Source organism: Actinomadura fibrosa, assembly GCF_900659615.1.
Taxonomy (GTDB): domain Bacteria; phylum Actinomycetota; class Actinomycetes; order Streptosporangiales; family Streptosporangiaceae; genus Spirillospora; species Spirillospora fibrosa.
In genome coordinates, this window is record NZ_CAACUY010000168.1 from 1 (window position 1) to 20,218 (window position 20,218).

The 20,218-nt window shown below is 71.5% G+C and carries 19 protein-coding genes and 1 riboswitch; of the genes, 13 read left to right on the top strand and 6 right to left on the bottom strand.

What is annotated here, in order from left to right:
* Positions 1–161 precede the first annotated feature (161 nt).
* Entirely contained in the window at positions 162–947 is a 786-nt protein-coding gene (locus E1300_RS50520; RefSeq protein WP_207400127.1) for a hypothetical protein, read from the top strand.
* 247 nt (positions 948–1,194) lie between these two features.
* Here E1300_RS50520 and E1300_RS35280 read toward each other — a convergent pair whose 3' ends face one another.
* Positions 1,195–1,794 carry a PadR family transcriptional regulator gene (locus E1300_RS35280; RefSeq protein WP_131761456.1) on the bottom strand — a complete coding sequence of 200 codons (600 nt, stop codon included), beginning with the start codon at positions 1,792–1,794 and terminating at the stop codon, positions 1,195–1,197.
* Between the two features lie 73 nt (positions 1,795–1,867).
* Positions 1,868–2,884 (bottom strand): LLM class flavin-dependent oxidoreductase, encoded by a 1,017-nt coding sequence (locus E1300_RS35285; protein ID WP_242619587.1) that lies wholly within the window; start codon positions 2,882–2,884, stop codon positions 1,868–1,870.
* 88 nt (positions 2,885–2,972) lie between these two features.
* Between E1300_RS35285 and E1300_RS35290 the strand changes: the two genes are divergently transcribed.
* Positions 2,973–3,779, top strand: coding sequence for a helix-turn-helix domain-containing protein (locus E1300_RS35290; RefSeq protein WP_131761457.1), 807 nt, complete (start codon positions 2,973–2,975; stop codon positions 3,777–3,779).
* On the opposite strand, the gene E1300_RS53595 is transcribed toward E1300_RS35290, so the two are convergent.
* Entirely contained in the window at positions 3,766–6,069 is a 2,304-nt protein-coding gene (locus E1300_RS53595; protein ID WP_370785461.1) for a serine/threonine-protein kinase, read from the bottom strand. The two genes, E1300_RS35290 and E1300_RS53595, sit on opposite strands and share 14 nt — an antisense overlap.
* Before the next feature lie 125 nt (positions 6,070–6,194).
* Here E1300_RS53595 and E1300_RS35300 point away from each other — a divergent pair, with 125 nt between their 5' ends.
* Positions 6,195–6,746 carry an RNA polymerase sigma factor gene (locus E1300_RS35300; RefSeq protein WP_131761458.1) on the top strand — a complete coding sequence of 184 codons (552 nt, stop codon included), beginning with the start codon at positions 6,195–6,197 and terminating at the stop codon, positions 6,744–6,746.
* A 136-nt stretch (positions 6,747–6,882) separates the two neighbouring features.
* On the top strand, positions 6,883–7,953 hold the full coding sequence (locus E1300_RS35305; protein WP_131761459.1) for a sulfotransferase family protein: 1,071 nt from the start codon (positions 6,883–6,885) through the stop codon (positions 7,951–7,953).
* A gap of 97 nt (positions 7,954–8,050) precedes the next feature.
* Here E1300_RS35305 and E1300_RS35310 read toward each other — a convergent pair whose 3' ends face one another.
* Positions 8,051–9,553 carry an alpha,alpha-trehalose-phosphate synthase (UDP-forming) gene (locus tag E1300_RS35310; protein ID WP_131761460.1) on the bottom strand — a complete coding sequence of 501 codons (1,503 nt, stop codon included), beginning with the start codon at positions 9,551–9,553 and terminating at the stop codon, positions 8,051–8,053.
* A gap of 132 nt (positions 9,554–9,685) precedes the next feature.
* On the opposite strand from E1300_RS35310, the gene E1300_RS35315 reads away from it, so the two are divergent.
* From E1300_RS35315 to E1300_RS35335, 5 genes are all read left to right on the top strand, one after another.
* The gene (locus E1300_RS35315; protein WP_242619588.1) at positions 9,686–10,687 is read left to right on the top strand and encodes a cation diffusion facilitator family transporter; all 1,002 of its coding nucleotides are present in this window, start codon (positions 9,686–9,688) and stop codon (positions 10,685–10,687) included.
* A 210-nt stretch (positions 10,688–10,897) separates the two neighbouring features.
* Positions 10,898–11,039, top strand: a riboswitch (SAM riboswitch).
* A 16-nt stretch (positions 11,040–11,055) separates the two neighbouring features.
* Positions 11,056–12,321, top strand: a complete 1,266-nt coding sequence (thrC, locus tag E1300_RS35320; RefSeq protein ID WP_131761461.1) for a threonine synthase — start codon at positions 11,056–11,058, stop codon at positions 12,319–12,321.
* 14 nt (positions 12,322–12,335) lie between these two features.
* Positions 12,336–12,614: a MoaD/ThiS family protein gene (locus tag E1300_RS35325; protein ID WP_131761462.1), complete on the top strand. Its 279-nt coding sequence runs from the start codon at positions 12,336–12,338 to the stop codon at positions 12,612–12,614.
* 83 nt (positions 12,615–12,697) lie between these two features.
* Positions 12,698–13,315 carry a hypothetical protein gene (locus tag E1300_RS35330; RefSeq protein WP_131761463.1) on the top strand — a complete coding sequence of 206 codons (618 nt, stop codon included), beginning with the start codon at positions 12,698–12,700 and terminating at the stop codon, positions 13,313–13,315.
* 146 nt (positions 13,316–13,461) lie between these two features.
* On the top strand, positions 13,462–13,662 hold the full coding sequence (locus E1300_RS35335) for a cold-shock protein (RefSeq protein ID WP_131761464.1): 201 nt from the start codon (positions 13,462–13,464) through the stop codon (positions 13,660–13,662).
* On the opposite strand, the gene E1300_RS35340 is transcribed toward E1300_RS35335, so the two are convergent.
* Positions 13,657–14,454, bottom strand: coding sequence for an endonuclease/exonuclease/phosphatase family protein (locus E1300_RS35340; RefSeq protein WP_165503133.1), 798 nt, complete (start codon positions 14,452–14,454; stop codon positions 13,657–13,659). The genes E1300_RS35335 and E1300_RS35340 overlap by 6 nt on opposite strands.
* Before the next feature lie 29 nt (positions 14,455–14,483).
* Between E1300_RS35340 and E1300_RS35345 the strand changes: the two genes are divergently transcribed.
* Complete coding sequence (locus E1300_RS35345; RefSeq protein WP_131761466.1) at positions 14,484–14,828, top strand: hypothetical protein; 345 nt, start codon at positions 14,484–14,486, stop codon at positions 14,826–14,828.
* Between the two features lie 166 nt (positions 14,829–14,994).
* On the opposite strand, the gene E1300_RS35350 is transcribed toward E1300_RS35345, so the two are convergent.
* Positions 14,995–15,606, bottom strand: a complete 612-nt coding sequence (locus tag E1300_RS35350) for a class I SAM-dependent methyltransferase (RefSeq protein WP_131761467.1) — start codon at positions 15,604–15,606, stop codon at positions 14,995–14,997.
* A gap of 343 nt (positions 15,607–15,949) precedes the next feature.
* Here E1300_RS35350 and E1300_RS35355 point away from each other — a divergent pair, with 343 nt between their 5' ends.
* The 3 genes from E1300_RS35355 (at position 15,950) to E1300_RS35365 (ending at position 19,431) form a co-directional block, all read left to right on the top strand.
* Complete coding sequence (locus E1300_RS35355) at positions 15,950–16,231, top strand: hypothetical protein (protein WP_131761468.1); 282 nt, start codon at positions 15,950–15,952, stop codon at positions 16,229–16,231.
* A gap of 896 nt (positions 16,232–17,127) precedes the next feature.
* Positions 17,128–18,756, top strand: a complete 1,629-nt coding sequence (groL, locus tag E1300_RS35360; RefSeq protein ID WP_131761469.1) for a chaperonin GroEL — start codon at positions 17,128–17,130, stop codon at positions 18,754–18,756.
* A 69-nt stretch (positions 18,757–18,825) separates the two neighbouring features.
* Positions 18,826–19,431: a phospholipid scramblase-related protein gene (locus E1300_RS35365; protein ID WP_165503134.1), complete on the top strand. Its 606-nt coding sequence runs from the start codon at positions 18,826–18,828 to the stop codon at positions 19,429–19,431.
* Positions 19,432–20,218 lie beyond the last annotated feature (787 nt).

Here is a 20,218-nt window from a genome sequence, read left to right on the forward strand (position 1 = left end):
CACCGCCGGCCGGGGGGCCGGTCCCGCCGGGTGCGCCGACGCGGCCGATCGTCGTGGCGGCGCCGCCGATCCAGGTGCCGCCGCCCGGCGCGTCGTACCCGCACGCCGGCGTCCCCCTGCCGCCGGGCGGAGCCCGGTCGCCGTCCGGTACCACGGGCCCGATGGGCATCCGCGAGACCAGCGGCGTGCAGGTGCGCCTCGGCTCCCTCGACGAACGCGGACCCGAGCCCCGCGAACGCGGACCCGACGTCCGTGCGCGCGGACCCGAGATCCGTGAGCGTGGACGCGACGTCCGCCCGCGGGGCAACGGCCGCCGGAGAGGGCTCGTCGCGGTGGGCGTGCTCGTCCTCGCCGGGCTGGTCACGGCGGGCATCGTCCTGACCTCGCAGTCGAAGGACGGGCAGAGCGCCGCCGGGACGCAGGCGGGCATCGGCGGGTCGAAGCTCCCGCGCAGCGGGACGCCGATCGAGGTGGGGACGGCCGACGGAGCCCGGTACCGGATCGCGGCGGTCACCGGCGGCGTCGACGACGGCCTGGTGACGACGTCCCAGAAGCCGCCGTCCGGGACGTCGTTCGCCTACATCGAGTACGTCCTCACGAACCCGACGCGCGGCAAGGTGCTGCTCGACTTCCCGGGCGACGTGTTCCTCAAGCGCGACCTCGTCACGCCGCAGGCGCGCGGCCGGTGCATGCCGCAGGCCGGCGTCCCGGACGACATGTGCACGCCGCCGACGAAGAGCGAGGTGCTGCGGCGGCTGGCCGGCGGGGAGCTGATCGCGGGGGACGGCGGCGACAGGTACATGCCGGGCGGCTCGTCCTACCTGGTGCGCGCGACGGTCGACGTGCCGGTGGCGCGGCGGCTGTCGCGCGCGGACATGGGCCTGTACGTCTGGAAGCAGCTGTACATGGCCGACAGGCTCGCCCAGCACGCGCCCTTCCCGAACTGACTCGCCCTCGGCCTTCCCGGACTGAGTCGCCGCGCTCCTTCCCGGCCGGGCTCAGCCGGATCCGCTGAGGAGGCGGAACACGCGCCAGGCCGGGATGCTCACGCGGCCCGCGGAGCTCCCGCGGCCCGCGGACGGCCGCCGCGTCTCGGCGTCGCCCGGCCGATCCCGCGCCGCCCCCGCGTGCGCGGGACCGGCCGGGTGAGCGTCGTGGCCTCCGGACGGGTCCGGAGGCCACGACGGGTTCGGGTCACTCGGCCTCGGGGTCATCGGCGAGGATCCCGTAGATGCGGCGGCGGGCGTCGTTCACGACGGCCAGCGCGCGCTCCTTCTGGGTGTCGCTTCCGACGGCCATGACCTGCTGGAGGGCGCCGAGCATCTGGCCGAAGGCCTCGCGCTCGCGCAGGACGTTCTCGCCGGCGGCCTCGGTGACCTCGTCCCAGGGGGAGACGGTCTGCGCCGACGCCTCCTCGCGGCCGGTGTCGGTGAGGGAGAACAGCCGCTTGCCGCCCTGCTCCTCGCTGCTGACCAGGCCCTCGTCCTCCAGCATCTGGAGGGTCGGGTAGACCGAGCCGGGGCTCGGCCGCCAGACCCCGCCCGTGCGGGAGTCGAGCTCCTGGATCATCTCGTAGCCGTGCATCGGCCGCTCGGCGAGCAGGGCGAGCAGCGCCGCCCGCACGTTGCCGCGCCGGGTGCGGCGGCCGCCCCGGCCGCCCCGCCCGTGCCGGCCGGGTCCGAAACCGGGGCCGAAGCCCGGGCCGGGACCGCCCCAGGGGCCGAACGGGTCTCCGCGTCGCGCGCGCTCCTCGGGGTTCCGGAAGCCTCCGCGCCTTCTCGTGGGTTCACGCATCGCAGTCTCCTTATCGTTGATCGGTTGCGATGCATTAACGATATATCGAGACTGCTCGCGATGCAACCGCGAGTTACGGCAACCCGGGCGGGGAGGGCTCGCGGAGCCGCGGCAGGACGTCCGAGGCGATGCGTTCGAGCTGGTCGCGGGCCGACGGCAGGTCCGTCGCGCCCAGCCGAAGGACGAGATGGCGGGCACCGGCGGCCGTGTACTCGGCGAGCCGCGCCGCCACCTGCTCGGCCGTGCCCGTGGCGACCGCCTGGATCCGCTCCACCTCGTCGAGGGGAAGCCGGTAGTTGGCGAGGCAGAACTCCTGAAGCGTGCGACGTCCCGCCGCAACGTCCGGGGCGACCAGCACGGACGCGAACAGGGCCGGTGTGACCGCGTGCGCGGGACGTCCGGCGGCTTCGGTGGCGCGGCGGACATCCGCCAAGGCGGTCTCGTAGTCCGCGGGACGTGGCGGATACGGGAGCCAGCCGTCGTACATGCGTCCGGTACGGTCCAGCGCCGCGGGTGTGCTGCCGGCCAGCCAGATGGGCGGTCCTTCTGGCCGGGACGGGGTCGCGACGGGCGGGAGACCGTCGAAGTGGAGGACCTCCCCATGGAAGGACGTGTTCTCCGAGCCGCTCCATAGCTGTCGCCAGAGCGACACGGTCTCGTCCAAGCGGGTGAAGCGGTTCGCCCAGGGGACCCCGGACAGCTCATAGATCGGCTTACCGAAACGGCCGGGAAAGCCCGCGCCGACGGTGAGCGCCAGACGCCCGCCGGAGAGGAGGTCCAGCGAGGCGAGCGCTTGCGCCGCCTGGACGGGACGCCGCAGGACGGGCATGAGCGCGGCCGTCCCGAGCGTGACGCGCTCCGTCACCGGAGCGGCCGCCGCGAGCATCGTCAGGGCCTCGATGCGCGCTTCCGTGATCCCGTCGTTGACCCACAGGGAGTCATAACCCAGCCGCTCGGCCCGCGAAGCGAAGGCGACGAGCTCGCGAGGATCGGAGCCGCCCCACTGGGCCTTGCCGATCGGGAGCAGCACGCCGACGCTGATGTCCTGGGCCATGGGCCCCGCCGTGTCCACGGCTCGCATCGTGTTCATGGGCGGCATCGTCCGAGCCGTCCGTGCGCCCCGGCAATTCCCGCCCGGGAATGGCGGGGACGACGCCGCGGACGTTAGAACTGCTCCCGTGAGCTTTCCTCAAGCGCTGCGCGAGCGCCGGACCCACCGACGCCTCAGCCAGCTCGAACTCGCGATCCGCGCCGGGACGACCCAGCGGCACCTCAGCTTCCTGGAGAGCGGCCGCTCCGAGCCGGGACGCGCGATGGTCGTCCGCCTCGCCGAGTCGCTCGAACTCCCGCTGCGGGAGCGCAACGCCCTCCTGACCGCCGCCGGGTACGCGCCCGTCTACCCGCAGACGTCCCTGGACGATCCCGTGCTCGCCCCCGTCCGCGCCGCCCTGGAGCACCTCCTGGTCGCGCACATGCCGTACCCGGCCATCGTCATCGACCGCTACGGCGACCTGGTCGCGGGCAACGCGGCGTTCGGCATCCTCACCGAGGGATGCGCGCCCGCCCTCCTGGACGCCCCCGTGAACGCCTACCGTCTCGCCCTCCACCCGGACGGTCTCGCACCCCGCATCGAGAACTTCGCCGATTGGGCACGCCACATCCTGGAGGGCATCGCCAACGCCAACCAGCGCGACCCCGACGAGCGGCTCACCGAACTCCACGCCGAACTGACCGGTCACGTCGGGCCGCGCACCGAACCGGCGGGCGTCCTCGGCTTCGCCGTCCCCCTGCACCTGCGCTCGGCGGACGGCGCCCTGCGGCTGATGACGACCGTTACCACGTTCGCCACCGCCACCGACATCACCATCGCCGAGCTGAGGCTGGAGGCGTTCCTCCCGGCCGACGGGCCCACCGCGGAGATCCTCTCCCGGCGGGCCGCCGCCCGTCCTCCGGCGTCCTCTGACCTGTGGGTCAGGGACCAGTGACCTTCAAGCTGTCGAGGATGTCCTTCGTGGCGTTGCGGCCGTCGGTCTCCTTCACCCGGATCCACAGGCCGAACTTGCCCGCCGCGTCCTTCAGGCCGACCTCGGTGACCGTCGGCGTCCCCGTCTTGCAGCCGGTGAAGCGGGTGATCGTCCCGGTGAGCGCCTTGTCGGGGCTGGTGTAGTTCTCCGGCGCGGCCTTCGTGCACTGCGGGTGGACGGCCGCGCTCGGCGGCGGCAGCTGCCCCGGCCGCAGGTCGGTGGTCAGGCCGATGAAGACGCCGGGCCCCTTCCCGTCGCCGACGAACGCGGGCTGGCTCGGGGTCGCGCGGAGCACCGGCCGCGCCTGGGCGTCGTTCAGCCGGACCGTCGACGGCGTCCACGTCGGGTCGGGCTGCTTCGGCCAGGCCTTCGGGACCGCCGCCTTGATCTTCCCGGACGCGTCGGCGACCTGCGCGAAGTCCTTCGGGACGCCGCCGCCCTTCCCGCCGTCGCCGTCCTTGCCGCCCCCGCCGCCGTTGAACAGCATGCCGAGCGTGAGCCCGCCGACGACCGCGACCACGAGGACGACCACGGTGATGATCAGCGGCGGCCCGAGGAACTTCTTCGGACCTCCGGCCGGACCACCCGGACCACCCGGACCACTTGAGCCGCCTGGGCCGCCTGCCTTGGAGCCGCCCGCGCCCTTGAGCTTGCCGAGGAACCCGCCGCCCTTTCCGCCCTGCCCCTGCGGACCGGGCCCCTGGGGACCGGGCCCCTGGGGACCGGGCGGCGGAGGCTGGAAGCCGGTGGGAGGCAGCGGTTGCTGCCCCTGGCCGAACGGAGGCTGCCCGCCCGGCCCCTGACCAGGCCCGCCAGGCCCTTGACCGGGGCCGCCGGGGCCGCCGGGCCCTTGACCGGGGCCGCCCGGACCGGACGGGCCCTGCGGCGTGGGCGCGCCCTGCGGCGGCTGGGTGGGGAACACGGCCGTCTTGCCGTCGCCGCCCACGCCTCCGCCGCCACCGGACGGCTGCGGCGGCGCGGCGGGCGGCTGGATGCCCACCGTCCGGTCGTCGTCGGGATCGGTCGGCGCCTCGACCCGTCCGAACGGCGTGCCGCGCTCGCTGGGCTGGTCGACGATCGTCGCGGGCTCGCCGCCCGGCGACGACGGGGGCCTCGGCGGGACGCGCATCTCCGACGTGTGGACGTCGTCCTCGCTCGAAGGCCGGTCGAAGGCCGAGGGGGGCTGGTCGAACCGCGTGTGCATGTCCGGCGCGGCACCGCTGGACGAACCGGGCCCGGGCGGCTGCGTCTGCCCCGGCCCCGGCGGAACGGGCACCGGCCCCTGCCCCTGGGGCTGGCCCTGGGGCTGGCCTTGGCCTTGCTGCTGGCCCGGGCCCTGCGGCGGGGGTGCGCCCTGGCCTTGCGCGACCCGGCCGTCGCGGTAGAAGTCCTGGATGGTCGCGTCCGGCTCGATGACGGGTGCCCGCGGCTGCGGAGGCGCCGGGGCCTGCGGCCCGCCCTGAGCCTGCGACCCGCCCTGGGCCTGCGCCCGGCCCGCCGGGGAGGACGGCGCCGGACCGGGCACGGACGTCGGGCGCAGCGTGGACAGGGCCTCGGCGAACGCCTCGGCGGTCGGCCACCGCTTCTCCCGCTCGACCTCCAGCGCGCGCAGGATGACCTGGTCGAACGCGGGGGAGACGCCTTCGCGCAGCTCGCTCGGCGGCACCTTGACCGGCGCGGGGCCCGGGGCCCGTCCGGTGAGCATGTGGTAGGTCAGCGCGCCGAGCCCGTACACGTCCGCGCGGACGTCGAGGCCGCCGCCGAAGCGGGCCTGCTCGGGCGACATGTAGCCGGGGGTGCCGACGGGCAGCGTGAACGCGCCGGACGCGTGCGCGAGCGCCTTCGCGAGGCCGAGGTCGGCGATGAGCAGCTTCTCGCCGCCGTCCGGTGTCGACTGGAACAGCACGTTGGACGGCTTGAGGTCGCGGTGGATCACGCCGAGCGTGTTGATGACCTCGACGCCGTAGGCGATCTCCTCGGCGAGGACGAGCGCCTCGCTGACCGGAAGTGGCCGCTCGCGCATGCGGTCGCCGAGCGTCCCGCGGTCCGCGTACGACATGACGAAGTAGGGCCGCCCGTCCGGGAGCTCCCCGATGTCGTGCACGCGCACCAGCCGCTCGGAATCGGCCCGCCGGAGGATCCGGGCCTCCTCCAGGAAGCGATTGCGCACGTCCAGGTCGTCGATGAGGCTGCCGGACAGGACCTTTATGGCGACCTGCGACTCGAGTGCGTCGTCGTGCCCGAGCCACACAGAGGCGAACGCCCCGGAACCCAGGACGCGATCGATTCGATAACGGCCGACTGATGGTGGGAAGGACACTCCCGTATCATGCCCAACAAACGGGGTGTGTGTGCGATCGAGCATAGAGGCGCGGCATGGCATTCGATGAAAGGACCGAGGAGCTGGCCGTCAAGGCGGCCCAGGGTGATCAGTCCGCCCTGAACGAGCTCCTCCGCAAGATCGAGCCCGACGTGCTGCGGCACAGCTCGCGCTTCCTGCCGTGCCGGCAGGACGCCGAGGAGGCCTGCCAGGACGCGTTGCTCCAGGTCGCGAGGAACATCCACCGCTTCGAGGGCCGGTCCAGGTTCAGCACGTGGCTGCACGTCGTCGTGGCGAACTCCGCGCGCTCGACGTACCGCTCGCTGAAGCGCCGCTCGGTCGAGCAGGCCGGCGAGCTGCCGCAGCAGCGTCCCGACCCGCGTCGCACCAGCGTCATCGCGGGTTCGCGCGTCGACATCCTGGACGCCATGGAGGACCTCGAAGCACGCAAGCCCGACCTGATCCAGGCGCTCGTCCTGCGGGACGTGTCGCAGCTGGAGTACGCCGAGATCGCCGAGCAGCTCAAGCTGCCGCTCGGCACGGTGAAGTCGCGCATCCACGAGGCCCGCAAGCAGGTCAGGCAGACCCTGGGCGAGTCCTACACCTGACGCCGGGCGCCCGCGGGGCCGCCACGTAGATCGTGCGGAACCCGCAGGTCACCGGCCGTCAAGCATCGGTAAGCGGTCGGCAAGCGAGGCCCGGGACGCGCGGCGCGGGGCGGGTGCGTCGGCGAGCATGCCGTGCATGTCACCCGACCTCGCCTCCCGTCCCGAGCGACCGATCTTCCTGTTCGGCTGCACCGGCTCCGGAACGGCGCTGCTGCGCTCGATGCTGCACGCGCACCCTCGCATCGCGATCCCGACCGAGACGAGGTTCGTCCTGCCGGCCTACACGGCGCGGTGCGAGTTCGGTGACCTGAACGACAGGGAGAACAGGCGCGCGCTGGCGACCTGGCTGACCGAGCGTCCGGAGACCCGGTTCAGCGAGCTCGGCCTGGACGCCGCGGAGGTCGCCGCGGAGATCGCCGCGGGGCCGCCCACGCTCGGCTCCGCCCTCGGCATCGTGTTCCGCGCGTACGCCCGCCGCTTCGGCAAGCCGCGCTGGGGCGACCGGCGGCCGGCCTACGCCCAGCACGTCGGCACGCTGCTGCGGATGTTCCCCGACGCGCAGTTCGTCCACCTCGTCCGGGACGGCCGGGACTGCGTCGCCACGCTCCAGGAGATGCCCTGGTTCGAGCACGACGTCCACCACGCGATCTCCGTGTGGCGGGAGACGATCGACACCGGGCGGCGGCTCGCGACCCGCCTCGGTCCGGACGCCTACTACGAGCTCCAGTACGAGCGGCTCATCGCCGACCCCGCCGACGAGCTGATCCGGCTGTGCGGCTTCCTCGGCGAGGACTACGACCCGGCGATGACCTGGACGGGGAACACCGCCCCGCCCGTCCCGCCGCAGCGCGGGTCGCTCGCGCGGGCGCCGCGCGACCGCGGGCTGCGCGAGCGCCGCCGCGCCGTCGACGGCTCGGGCCCGGTGCCATCCGACCGCGTGGGGGCGTGGGCGCAGCGGCTGGAACCGTGGGAGATCGGCCTCGCCGAGGCGGCGTTCGGGGAGCGGCTTGCCGAGTACGGCTACGAGCCGAGCGGCCTGCCCGGTCCGTCCGCGGCGCAGCTCGCCCGCTTCACCCGGACCAGCGCGCACCGCCGGATGGCGCAGCGCAAGGCGGACCTGCGCGAACGCTGGCAGCGGCGCTACGAGCCGAACCCGGTCGTCTGCCTTCCGGCCGCGAAGACGTCCACCCCAGCCCCCATCCGTTGACCGGCGGCGCGGCGCCCTTTTCCGAGGCTCCTTGGGGGCCCGCGCCGCCGGTCGACGCTCACCCCGTCCTCGGGACGGCCGGCCGGGCGCGCCCGGATCAGTCGAGGGCGGCGAGCTGGTCGGCGAACCAGCGCTGCGGCGGCAGCGCGGTCGCGGCGGCGGCGAGCCGGGCGCACCGCTCGGCCCGCTGGTCGCGCGGCATCAGCAGCGCCTGGTGCAGCGTCTCGGCGGTCTGCGACACGTCGTAGGGGTTGACCAGCAGCGCGCCGTCCGCCAGTTCCGCCGCGGCGCCCGCCTCCCGCGACAGCACCAGCGCGCAGCCCTGCCGGGACAGCACCGGCCCCTCCTTGGCGACGAGGTTCATGCCGTCCCGGATCGGGTTGACGAGCAGCACGTCCGCGAGGCCGTAGGCGGCGAGGGAGCGCGGGTAGTCGTCGTTCACCTGGAGGATCAGCGGGTCCCAGGACGGCGTGCCGAACTCCTCGGTGATCTGCTTCGCGGTCCGCTCCACCGCGGCCGTGTACTCGCGGTACTCCGGCAGGTCGTAGCGCGACGGGTAGGCGAACGCCAGGTGCACCACCCGGCCGCGCCACTCGGGATGGTCGACGAGCAGCTCCCGGTACGCGGCCAGCCCGCGGACGATGTTCTTCGACAGCTCCGTCCGGTCGATCCGCACGATGAGCTGCCGGTCGCCGACCTGCTCGCGCAGCGCGCGCGCCCGGTCCACGACGTCCTGCTGGGCGGCCCTCCGGCGCAGCGCCGGCCCGTCGATGCCGAGCCCGTGGACGCCGACGCGGGTCGTGTGCCCGCCGCAGGTTACCGTCCGCGCGGCCCGGTCCACACGCGCGCCGGGCAGCAGCGCGGCGCAGCAGTCGAGGAACGCCGACGCCCACCGCTCGGTGAGGAAGCCCGCGTGGTCGGCGCCGAGGATGCCGCGCAGGATCCGCTCGCCGATGTCGTCCGGGAGCAGCCGGAAGTACTCCGGCGGCGCCCACGGCGTGTGGGAGAAGTGCACGATCCGCAGGTCGGGACGCCGGTCGCGGAGCATCCGCGGCGCCAGCGACAGGTGGTAGTCCTGCACCGCGGCCTTCGCGCCCGGCGCGGCGTCCCGGGCCAGCGCGTCGGCGAACGCGGCGTTGTACGCCTCGTAGGACTGCCAGTCCCGCCGCGCGCGGGCGTCGAAGTGCGGGCTGCGCGGGGTGTCGTACAGCAGGTGGTGGACGAACCAGAGCGTCGAGTTCGCCACCGCGTTGTACGCGCGGTGGAAGGTGGCGGCCGGGATGTCGAGCATCCGCACCGCGGCGCCGCCCGTCCCGTATCCGGCCTGGTCGAGCCGCCCGTCCGGGGACCGCCGCGCGGCCTTCCGGTCGGCGTCGCCGAGGGCGGCGCACACCCACAGGACGTCCGGGACGCCATCGTGCTCGCCCGCCCCCGACCCGTCGGGGGTGGCGCGCGGCGGGCCGGGATCGCGGGGGGCGCCGGTGACCGCGGCGAGGCCGGAGACGAGACCGCCCCCTCCCCGCCGCATGGTGAGCGCGCCGTCCTCGGACAGGGAGAAGGACACCGGGCCGCGGTTCGAGGCCACCAGCACTTGGCTCATACGGGCAGGGTCTCAGTTGGGAGCGGTGCGCACCAAAGTGACCCGGGGGATCGGTCAAGCGGGAGGCGAATAAGTACCAATGAGTCGGAAACCGCCTGGATTAAGGGAATCCGCGAGGGGTACCTGGGCGGGGTGAGCAGGTCCGAAACGAAGAAAACCGTGCTCGTGGCCGGTGCCGCGAACCTCATCCTGGCGATCACCAAGCTGATCGCCGGCGTCCTCGCCGGATCGAGCGCGATGCTCGCCGAAGGCGCGCACTCCGTCGCCGACACCCTGAACCAGGGCTTCCTGTTCGCCTCGCTGCGCCGCAGCGCCCGCCCGCCCGACCCCCGCCACCCCTTCGGCTACGGCAACGAGCGCTACTTCTGGTCGCTGCTCGCCGCGTTCGGCATCCTCGTCGCCGGCGCCGGATTCTCGATCTTCGAGGGCATCCTCACCATCAGCGGCCACAGCAACGAGGGCACGCAGGTCTGGCTCGCCTACGCCGTCCTCGTCCTCGGCGCCCTCCTGGAGGGGACGTCCTGGGTGCGGGCCTTCCACCAGGCCCGCCAGGAGACCCGCGACAACGGCAGGCAGCTCGTCGAGCACGTCCGCAAGACGCCCGACGTGACCTTCAAGGCCGCCCTGTTCGAGGACACCGCCGCCATGGTCGGCCTCGCCATCGCCGCCGCCGGGCTCACCCTCCGCGAGATCACCGGCTCGGCGTTCTGGGACGGCCTCGCGTCCGTCCTCATCGGCCTGCTGCTCGTCGTGGTCGCCTTCGCGCTCGGCCGCGACAGCAAGGACCTGCTGATCGGCCAGGCCACCGACTCCGCCACGCTCCGCGAGATCCGCGACGAGATCGCCTCCGCCCGCGGCGTGACCGGCGTCAACGAGCTGCTCACCATGCACTTCGGCCCGGACGAGCTGCTCGTCGCCGCGAAGGTCCACTTCTCGGACGACATCAGCGCCGACCAGGCCGAGGACGTCGCGGGCGAGATCGACCGCAGGCTCCGGGAGCGCGTCCCGATCGTCGGCCACGTCTTCCTCGACCCCACCCAGCGCCCGCCGGCGCGCGTCAGCGGCCCCGGCGCCCCCCGCGCCACGGGCCCCGCCGCCGAGGAGGCCGAGACCCCCGTCACCGACCCGAGATGACGGACCCGCCGGCGTGATCAAGCGCACTCCCGGGTAACGTCTCAATCGGTGGGACCCGCCTGTCTGCCATCCGGTCAGATCATGTAAAGTCACGCATACGAGCTGATAGTGCTCGTGTGGAACAACTGAATAACGCTCATCCAGAGGGGTGCAGGAAGCACAGTGGCCGACGGGCCGGTCTTCCAGCTCAGCCCCCGGACAACTGAATAACGCTCATCCAGAGGGGTGGAGGGACCGGCCCTGCGAAGCCCCGGCAACCACTCGGCTAGTGCGCGCTCGCTACCCTGCGAGGCCGGCCGGGAGATGGTGCCAACTCCGGCCTGCGACCAAGGTGGCGCAGGGAAGATGGGGAGAAAGGCCTCGCCCACATGGCACTCACGCCTGCCAGCGCCGAGCTCACGCCCGCCGGCAACCTCGGACCCGCTACCGCCCTCGTCTGCCGCGAATGCGGAACGCGCCGCGACCTCGGCCCGTTCTACGCGTGCGAGGAGTGTTTCGGCCCCCTCGAAATCGCCTACGACTTCGGCGGGATCACCCGCGCCGACATCGAGGCGGGGCCGCGCAACATCTGGCGGTACCGCGGGCTGCTGCCCGTCCCGTCCAACGTCGCGGACACGCCCAACACCGAGCCGGGCCTGACCCGCCTCGTCCGGGCCGACAACCTCGCCGAGTCCCTCGGCCTCCAGCGGCTCTGGGTGAAGGACGACAGCGGCAACCCGACCCACTCGTTCAAGGACCGCGTCGTCGCCGTCGCCCTCGCCGCCGCCCGCGAGCTGGGCTTCAAGGTGTTGGCCTGCCCGTCCACGGGCAACCTGGCCAACGCGGTCGCCGCGGCCGCGGCCCGGGCGGGGATCCGCAGCGCGGTGTTCGTCCCGTCCAACCTCGAAGCCCAGAAGATCATCACGACGGCGGTCTACGGCGGGACGTTCGTCACCGTGGACGGCAACTACGACGACGTCAACCGGCTCGCCTCGGAGATCGCGGGCGAGCAGGAGGACTGGGCGTTCGTGAACGTCAACGTCCGGCCGTACTACGCCGAGGGCTCCAAGACGCTCGGCTACGAGATCGCCGAGCAGCTCGGCTGGCGGCTGCCCGACCAGATCGTGGTCCCGGTCGCGTCCGGCTCCCAGCTCACCAAGATCGACAAGGCGTTCCAGGAGCTGATCAAGCTGGGCCTGGTCGAGGAGAAGCCGTACCGGGTGTTCGGCGCGCAGGCCGCCGGCTGCGGCCCCGTGGCCAGCGCGTTCAAGGCCGGGCACGACGTCGTCCGCCCGGTGAAGCCCGACACGATCGCCAAGTCGCTCGCCATCGGCAACCCCGCCGACGGCCCCTACGTGCTGGACGTCGCCCGCCGCACCGGCGGCGCCGTCGAGGACGTCACCGACGAGCAGGTCGTCGACGGCATCCGGCTGCTCGCCCGCACCGAGGGCATCTTCGGCGAGACCGCCGGCGGCGTCACCGTGGCCACCCTCCGCAAGCTCGCCGAGGCCGGCACGCTCGACCCGTCCGCCGAGACGGTCATCATCAACTCCGGGGACGGGCTGAAGACGCTGGACGCCGTCGCGCCGGTGGTCGCGCCGTCCGCCCACATCGCCCCGTCGCTTGAGGCGTTCCGCGCCGCGGGCCTCGCCTGAGAAAAGGAGCAGCCATGAGCACCGTGTCCGTGCGCATCCCGACGATCCTGCGGACCTACACCGGCGGCGAGGCCGAGGTGAAGGCCGAGGGCGCCACGCTGCGCGCCGTCGTCGCCGACCTGGAGGCCAGCTACTCCGGCATCTCCGCGCGCATCCTCGACGACGCGGGCAAGATCCGCCGGTTCGTCAACGTCTACGTCGGCGACGAGGACGTGCGCTTCGCCGATGGGCTGGACACCCCGACCCCCGAGGGCGCCCAGATCTCGATCATCCCCGCGGTCGCCGGCGGCTGACCGCCCGCGGACGTTCGCCCCTTCCCGGAGCATCGGCCCCGGGAAGGGGCTTTTCTCCTGCTTGCACGGGGTAGAGCGGTTGCATGGGCATAGCGGAGGAGATCGCCGGTTCGATCCGCGCGCACGCCACCGTGTGCCGCGTCGAGCTCATCGGCTGCCGGACGCGCGGCCCCGACGCCGAGCCGTCCGGCTGGGACTACCTGGTCACCGCCGACGACTTCGGCCGGCTGGCCGCCGACCTGCCCCGGCTCGTCCAGCCCCACGGGCCGCTCGCCGCCCAGTGGGACCCCCTCGCCGAGTTCGCCAGCTACCTGCTGATCCTTCCGGGCCCCGCCAAGGTCGACCTGCTCTTCCCGGACGTCCCGCGCACCGCGAACCCGCCCTGGCGCGTCGGCCCCGACACCCTCGGCGCCATCGACGCCCACTTCTGGGACTGGACGCTGTGGCTGCTCAGCAAGCACCCCCGGTCCGACCGCGTCCGCGGCGAACTGCTCAAGATGAGCCGCCACATCCTCGAACCGCTCGGCATCATGACCGTCCCTCCCACGCTGGAGGACGCGACGTCCCGCTTCATCCGCGCCCGCGACCGGCTGGAGACCCGCTACGGCCTGCACGTGCCCAGGGACCTCGAACGGGCGATCCTGCCCCTCGTCCGGCTCCGGGACGGTGACCGCTACCGGCCGTCCGGACTCCGCTCCTGACGTATATGGTCGTCCCCGATCACGCCGAGTCGACCCCGCCACGGCCCGCCGGGCCACGCTGACACGGGTGGTTCGCGGCCCGCGGTAGAAGGGGCGGGGCCGCGAGGTCACCGTGGCCGAGACCACGGACGAGCGGCAGGGTCGGTATGGCGCAGGGCACGGTCAAGTGGTTCAACGCCGACAAGGGCTACGGCTTCATCGCGGTCGACGGCGGCCGCGACGTCTTCGTCCACTACTCGGCGATCCAGATGGACGGCTACCGCAGCCTCGAACAGGGCCAGCGGGTCGAATTCGAGATCACGCAGAGCGACCGCGGCCCCCAGGCCGAGTCCGTCCGCGCGCTATAGGTCGAGCATCAGCACCCGGTGGTCGGACACCTCCGGCTCGGCCACGATCTCGAACCCCTTGACGACACCGGGATCGGACACGAGCAGATAGCTCGCGTGCCGGAGAGGCTTGGCATAACGGGACGTCCTCGTGTCCGCGTCCCGCACCAGATCGACCAGCCCGAGCTCCCCGAGAATGCCGAACGTCTCGCTGTCGGGAAGCACGTTGAAATCGCCGCACACCACGGTGAGGTCGTCCTTCTCGCGCACGCCCGAAACGAAGGCCGCGAGCCGCTCGGCCTGCGCCCGCCGAGCCGGACTATCAACCTTCCCCCGCTGATCCCGCAACCCATGGACCTGCACGACGGTGACGAACCGCCGAGCCTCCCGATCGAAGACCCGCACGGCCTGAGCGGCCCGAGGACGTCCATCGACCGGCCACTCCTCGCGGTACTCGGCGTACTCGCCATGCACGAACGCGGACCGCATGCCGACGATGGGCAGCGTCTCGGCGACAAAGGTGCCGAGCCCGAAGTCCTGCCGATATGAGGAAGCCCCGCCGTCCCTGACCGGCCCGGCGTCGCTCACGGTGAACAGCGCATGGTGCCCCGGCAGACGCGACCGGATATCGTCCAGCAGATTCGCCCGCTGCGGCAGCGACCGCTCGGCATCGTCGAACCGCGTCCACCCGCCGAGCCCAGGCGTATGCGTCACCTCCTGGAAACACAGCACCTTGGCCTCGCACCCGTCCAGCCACCGGGCGAGGTCATCGAACATCGCCCCGCCCCAAGCATTGAGAGAAACAATCCGCACCCTGAAAACCTAGATCAAGAGAGCCGCCCATGGGCATCGACGTCACCCTGATGAAGCTCACCCACCAAGGCACCAGCCCACGCCACCGCCAACTCGAACAAGCAGGCCCGCCCGTCCACGACGACCACGACACCTGGGCCCGACTGGTAACCCGCACCCACCACATCGACGGACTACCGATGCTGAAGCGCATCGATCCTTACCGAGACCTCCTGCTGACGTCCGTAGAGATGCCGCAACTCCTCGAAGAACTGACCGCACTCCGCCCCCTAGCGCAGACACCCGCCGAACACGAGATCCTCACCCGAATCGAGCGACTTGCCGCAGAGTGCCAAAGCGACCCACGACTGGAACTCCACCTAACAGGCGACTGACCACACAACAGGCGCGATGAAGGCCCCAAATCGAGCACACCCGATAGCCCACAACGGGCGCCGATGGACGACCACGACACGCTGACCAACCACACCACCGACCACTGGCTGCCGCAACCGCGCAACGGCCGCCTGACGCTTCCTAGAGCGCTGCGGAGGCCTTGAGTCAGCCGATTCGCTGGCAGCCGCCATAGACGACCTGGCCCGAGCAGAACGTACGGTGCCCCGTCACGGCCAGACCTAGGGACTCCATTTCGCCGAGCAGTTCGACGTCGGTGAACCGGTTCACAGTCGGATGCTCGGTGAAATGCCTGAAGCAGAAGCGATTGAGGGCATGAACGGTCATCTCCTCGAAGTAGAAGACCCCGCCCGGCCTGAGAAGCCGGGCGACCTCCGCCAGAGCGGCCTGCCAGTCGGGGATGTGGTGCAGCGTTCCGAAGGCGACCACCACGTCGTAGCAACCGTCAACAGGCGTGAGCGCCGCCATATCGGTGGCGTCGGCCACCCCGACCCGCGCCCGGCCCCGATAGGGCGCCAGCCGTCTCCGCGCCCGCGCGACCATCGCCGGATCCAGATCGATCGCGTCCACGTGAGCGGCTTCAACCTCGTCGAGCAAGAGTTGGGAGCCGTAACCGGAGCCGCAACCGAGCTCCAGAATCCGCGAACCCGACCGCAACGGACCCCCGAGCTCCTGCATCAGCGGAAACACGAGCCGACGTTGCACCACGCGCCTTACCACGCTGTTCATCGCAACGGTCTCAACCTGGTTCATCTTCATCAGAGTCGACTCCAATCCGGCGTAGAGCCCACCAATAACTACCCTAAGTAGCGAACGAATACACTGCGCAACCAAGACGGCAAAGGCGATCTAGATCGCTTCTCGGGGTCGATCTACGAAGCGGCACAGGCAGGACGCCCTGTCGGACGCCTAGGACGGAGGTCAGGCCGGGTACCGACGCCCGTAGGGTGCCGTAGACCGGCTCCGGCAGCCGCCGTCCTCAAGACCTCGGGTCAGAGGGAGCTCCGCACTCTCCCGACCCAAGCGGCAACATCACGCCACCATGGGTATCCGTCCGATGGGTGATCGCCACCGTGCCTAAGCCCCCGCCATACTCGCGGCCATGGACACGTATGAAGGTGCGGCCCGGCTGGAGTGGTGGGCGAACCGGCACACGTGCCTGTGCTCCGTGAACGTCCACGTCGTCATTGTCAGCGACGCTTCGGGATGGCGTATCTCGGCGACCCTCATTCCTCCGCTGACCGGCGAAGAGCGGGAGAGTTGGATGTTTCTCGTGGCGCTGTCGCCTTACTTCACCCTGCGATTCGATGATGACGAGAATGCGACGATCAACGTGCGTGTCGAGGAGCCGGGCGAGGGAGAATTGACTCTGTCCGCTGCATGAAGTAGCAACAGTGCGGCGGCGCGGCCTGCGACGAGCAGGCAGGACGAGGCCGCCCTGAGGTGCCGCAACGCGCGGCCCGGCTGCTGTCGCGAGCCTGCCAACGGTTGGTCCTTTGGGCCGGCAGAGGACTCACGTCGCTCCCACTTCTTCGGCGTCATCGGTCAGAGCGGCTGCTTTGCACTCGCGGATCTGTTGCCTGAGCTGGATGGCGAGTGGGTTGCGCTCGAAGTGGGGGTGTCGGAGGCAGCGGGCTGAAGCGGCAAGGTAGCGCGTGACGGTCGTCAGGCGCATACCGGGCGCCTGCTGCCCATGCCCTGTCTGCCAGCTCGGCAACGCGTAGTGCGCCGTCGGGGCCGCCGGTGCGTATGGCCACGGCAGAGGGGAAGACGGCCTGCCGCTCGATCGGGGACGACCACACTGACTGATCGGTGTGGCTGGGGCCGAGGGAGCGCGATGGTGGTGGCTGGGCCGCGGGGCGGGGGCGTCCGGGCTGGGTGCAGGACGCCGGTTCGGCTGCGGAGCGTGCGGAACGGAGCATCCCTCCGCTCCTTCGTCGCACAGTCGCGTTCTGCGCGAACAGCGACGTAGGGCTGTGTGCGGTGGCGTGCGGTGGCACACGTGGGGCGACCTTTTGGGCGCTTTGGGTGCAGGTCAGGCCGGGTGTGGTCAGGTTGATCGAACTTTCCCTGGTGGGGATGTACGACGCTTGCACTCGACGGGGTAGAGTGCTAAACAAACGGTTGGCACTCTACTGTGGAGAGTGACAGCTTCACAGTCTGGGTCGGGGCGATGAGGCCTCAGTCCGGCGGCGGAATGGCAGTCGTCGGCGGGGGCCGTCCGTCGCGGGCGTCGGCTCGATCCTTTTAAGCCACCTTGTTCCGGGAGGACTGGAGCCTATGGCTGCAAAGATGATCGCGTTCGACGAGGAGGCCCGTCGCGGTCTCGAGCGCGGCATGAACCAGCTCGCTGACGCCGTGAAGGTGACCCTTGGTCCCAAGGGCCGCAACGTCGTGCTGGAGAAGAAGTGGGGCGCTCCCACGATCACCAACGACGGTGTGTCGATCGCCAAGGAGATCGAGCTCGAGGACGCGTGGGAGAAGATCGGCGCGGAGCTCGTCAAGGAAGTAGCCAAGAAGACCGACGACGTCGCCGGTGACGGCACCACCACCGCGACCGTGCTGGCCCAGGCGCTGGTGCGCGAGGGTCTGCGGAACGTGGCGGCCGGCGCCAACCCGATGTCCCTCAAGCGGGGCATCGAGGCCGCGGTCGAGCGGGTGAGCGAGGAGCTGTCCAAGCTCGCCAAGGACGTGGAGACCAAGGAGCAGATCGCTTCGACGGCCTCCATCTCCGCCGGTGACTCGCAGATCGGCGAGATGATCGCCGAGGCGATGGACAAGGTCGGCAAGGAAGGCGTGATCACGGTCGAGGAGAGCCAGACCTTCGGTCTGGAGCTCGAGCTCACCGAGGGCATGCGCTTCGACAAGGGCTACATCTCGCACTACTTCGTGACCGACCCCGAGCGGATGGAAGCGGTCCTCGAGGACCCGTACATCCTGATCGTTCAGAACAAGGTGTCGGCCAACAAGGACCTGCTGCCCGTCCTCGAGGGCGTCATGCAGTCCGGCAAGCCGCTCCTGATCATCGCGGAGGACGTCGAGGCGGAGGCCCTGGCCACGCTGATCGTCAACAAGATCCGCGGGATCTTCAAGTCCGTGGCCGTCAAGGCCCCGGGCTTCGGCGACCGCCGCAAGGCCATGCTGGGCGACATCGCCACGCTGACCGGCGGCCAGGTCATCAGCGAGGACGTCGGCCTCAAGCTGGAGAACACCTCGCTCGACATGCTGGGCCGCGCCCGCAAGGTCGTCGTCTCCAAGGACGAGACCACCATCGTGGACGGCGCCGGTGACGCCAACGAGATCGCGGGGCGGGTCAACCAGATCCGCAACGAGATCGACAGCACCGACTCCGACTACGACCGCGAGAAGCTCCAGGAGCGCCTGGCCAAGCTCGCGGGCGGTGTCGCGGTCATCAAGGCCGGCGCCGCGACCGAGGTGGAGCTCAAGGAGCGCAAGCACCGCATCGAGGACGCCGTCCGCAACGCCAAGGCCGCGGTCGAGGAGGGCATCGTCCCCGGCGGTGGCGTGGCGCTGCTGCAGGCCGGCGCCAAGGCGTTCGACAAGCTGGAGCTCGCGGGCGACGAGGCCACCGGTGCCAACATCGTCAAGCGCGCTCTGGAGGAGCCGCTGAAGCAGATCGCCGTGAACGCCGGCCTTGAGGGCGGCGTCGTGGTGGAGAAGGTCCGCTCGCTCACCCCGGGCGAGGGCCTCAACGCCGCCACCGGCGACTACGTCAACATGTTCGAGTCGGGCATCCTCGACCCGGCCAAGGTGACCCGGTCCGCGCTGCAGAACGCCTCGTCGATCGCCGCGCTGTTCCTGACCACCGAGGCCGTCATCGCCGAGAAGCCCGAGAAGAACCCGGCTCCGGCGGGCGGCATGCCCGACGCCGGCGGCATGGACTTCTGATCAGGTCCATAAACCGTACGACCGTGTACGGCTGAGAGGGGCGGTCCTTCGGGACCGCCCCTCTTGATATTGGAGAGCCTCGCCTTGCATGCCCTCTTCGCTGCCTCCACCCTGCGGGTCGAGCAGCCGCCCGGTGTCCCCTCGGCGCGTTCGAAGTACACGATCCTGGACGGAGCGGGCGTCCTGCTCGCCAGAGCCGCCGAAGAACGCGTGCCAGTGCGGCGTCAAGCATTTCGCGCGTTGTTCGGGGATGCTGGGGGCGCCCCGCGCACCGTCCAGGTCACTGGTGTGGACGGCGCTCCGCTGTTCGTCATCGCCAAGCCCAAGGGCGCGGCCGGGGCTGTCGTCCTGGATCCGGCGGGCGCCGTCATCGGTGACCTCCGCCGCGGACGCCGCACTTTTGTGTACTCGCTGCACGATGGCGCTGGCCGAGTGGTGGGCGAGCTGGCCGGCAACAGGCTCGGCCGACGGTTCGCGGTGACCGACCACGCGGGCGTGGAGGTCGCACAGATCGACAAGAAGTGGGCGGGCCTCGGCAAGGAGGTGCTCACCACCGCCGACCGCTACACGGTCGATCTCCGTCGACCGATGCACGGCCCGCTCCACGTCCTCGTCATCGCGGCAGCCCTGGCGATTGACCTCATGCATTACGAGGAGAAGGACTTCACACCCTGACCCACACAGAGGGCAGAGGGCAGAGGGATGGAGTAGTGGCGACGTGTCGAGGGCGTGAGCAGGCGCCCGGCCGCGTGGTGGCCCCGTCGCGAAGGTGGGCGGGGCTGGTGGGTGGGGTCGGTGGGTGTGCTCCGGGGGCGGGGCTTGGCGGGGATGGGCTTGGCGGGGATGTTCTGCGAGATGAGACGCCGGGGAGCACGTTCCGGCATTCGGGGAGGCGGGTGTACTGCGAGGGCGGGTGAGGATCGGTGCCCGTGCCCGGGCCGAGGAACTTGGGGGGTGTGTAGCGGAGGTGGGCGTCTGTGCGCGCGCTCCCTGGGCCGGTGTGGTGGTTGCGTGGCGGAGGTGAGGGCTGTGGGTGTGTGCCGGGGTGCGGGCCCGGTGGGGATGTGCCTGGGCGAGGGCTTGGTGGGGGTGTGCTGCGGCGAGAGGGAGACGCCGGTGGGCACGTTGCGTGAGCGGGGTTGGTGAGCGTGGTGCGGATGTGTGGGGTCGGTGCACATGCTCCCGAGCCGCCACCTGGCGGGATGTGCCGTAAGGGGAGATGTCGATGGCGAACCTTCGTCGGCCAAGGTTGGCGATTGTCGCGAGGGTGGGGCGTCGGTGGGTGCGCCCGCATTGAGGCTTGGCGGATGCGGTGTGCGGTGTGGGTGTGCGGTGGAGGTCTGCGGGCGCGGACGCCGCAGGCACGGCGGGCACGGCGGGGGGCGCGGTGAACGCGGTGGGCACGGCGGGCACGTTGGTGCGGCGGGCACAGCAGCGCCGCGGGCGCGGTGGGCGCGGCGGG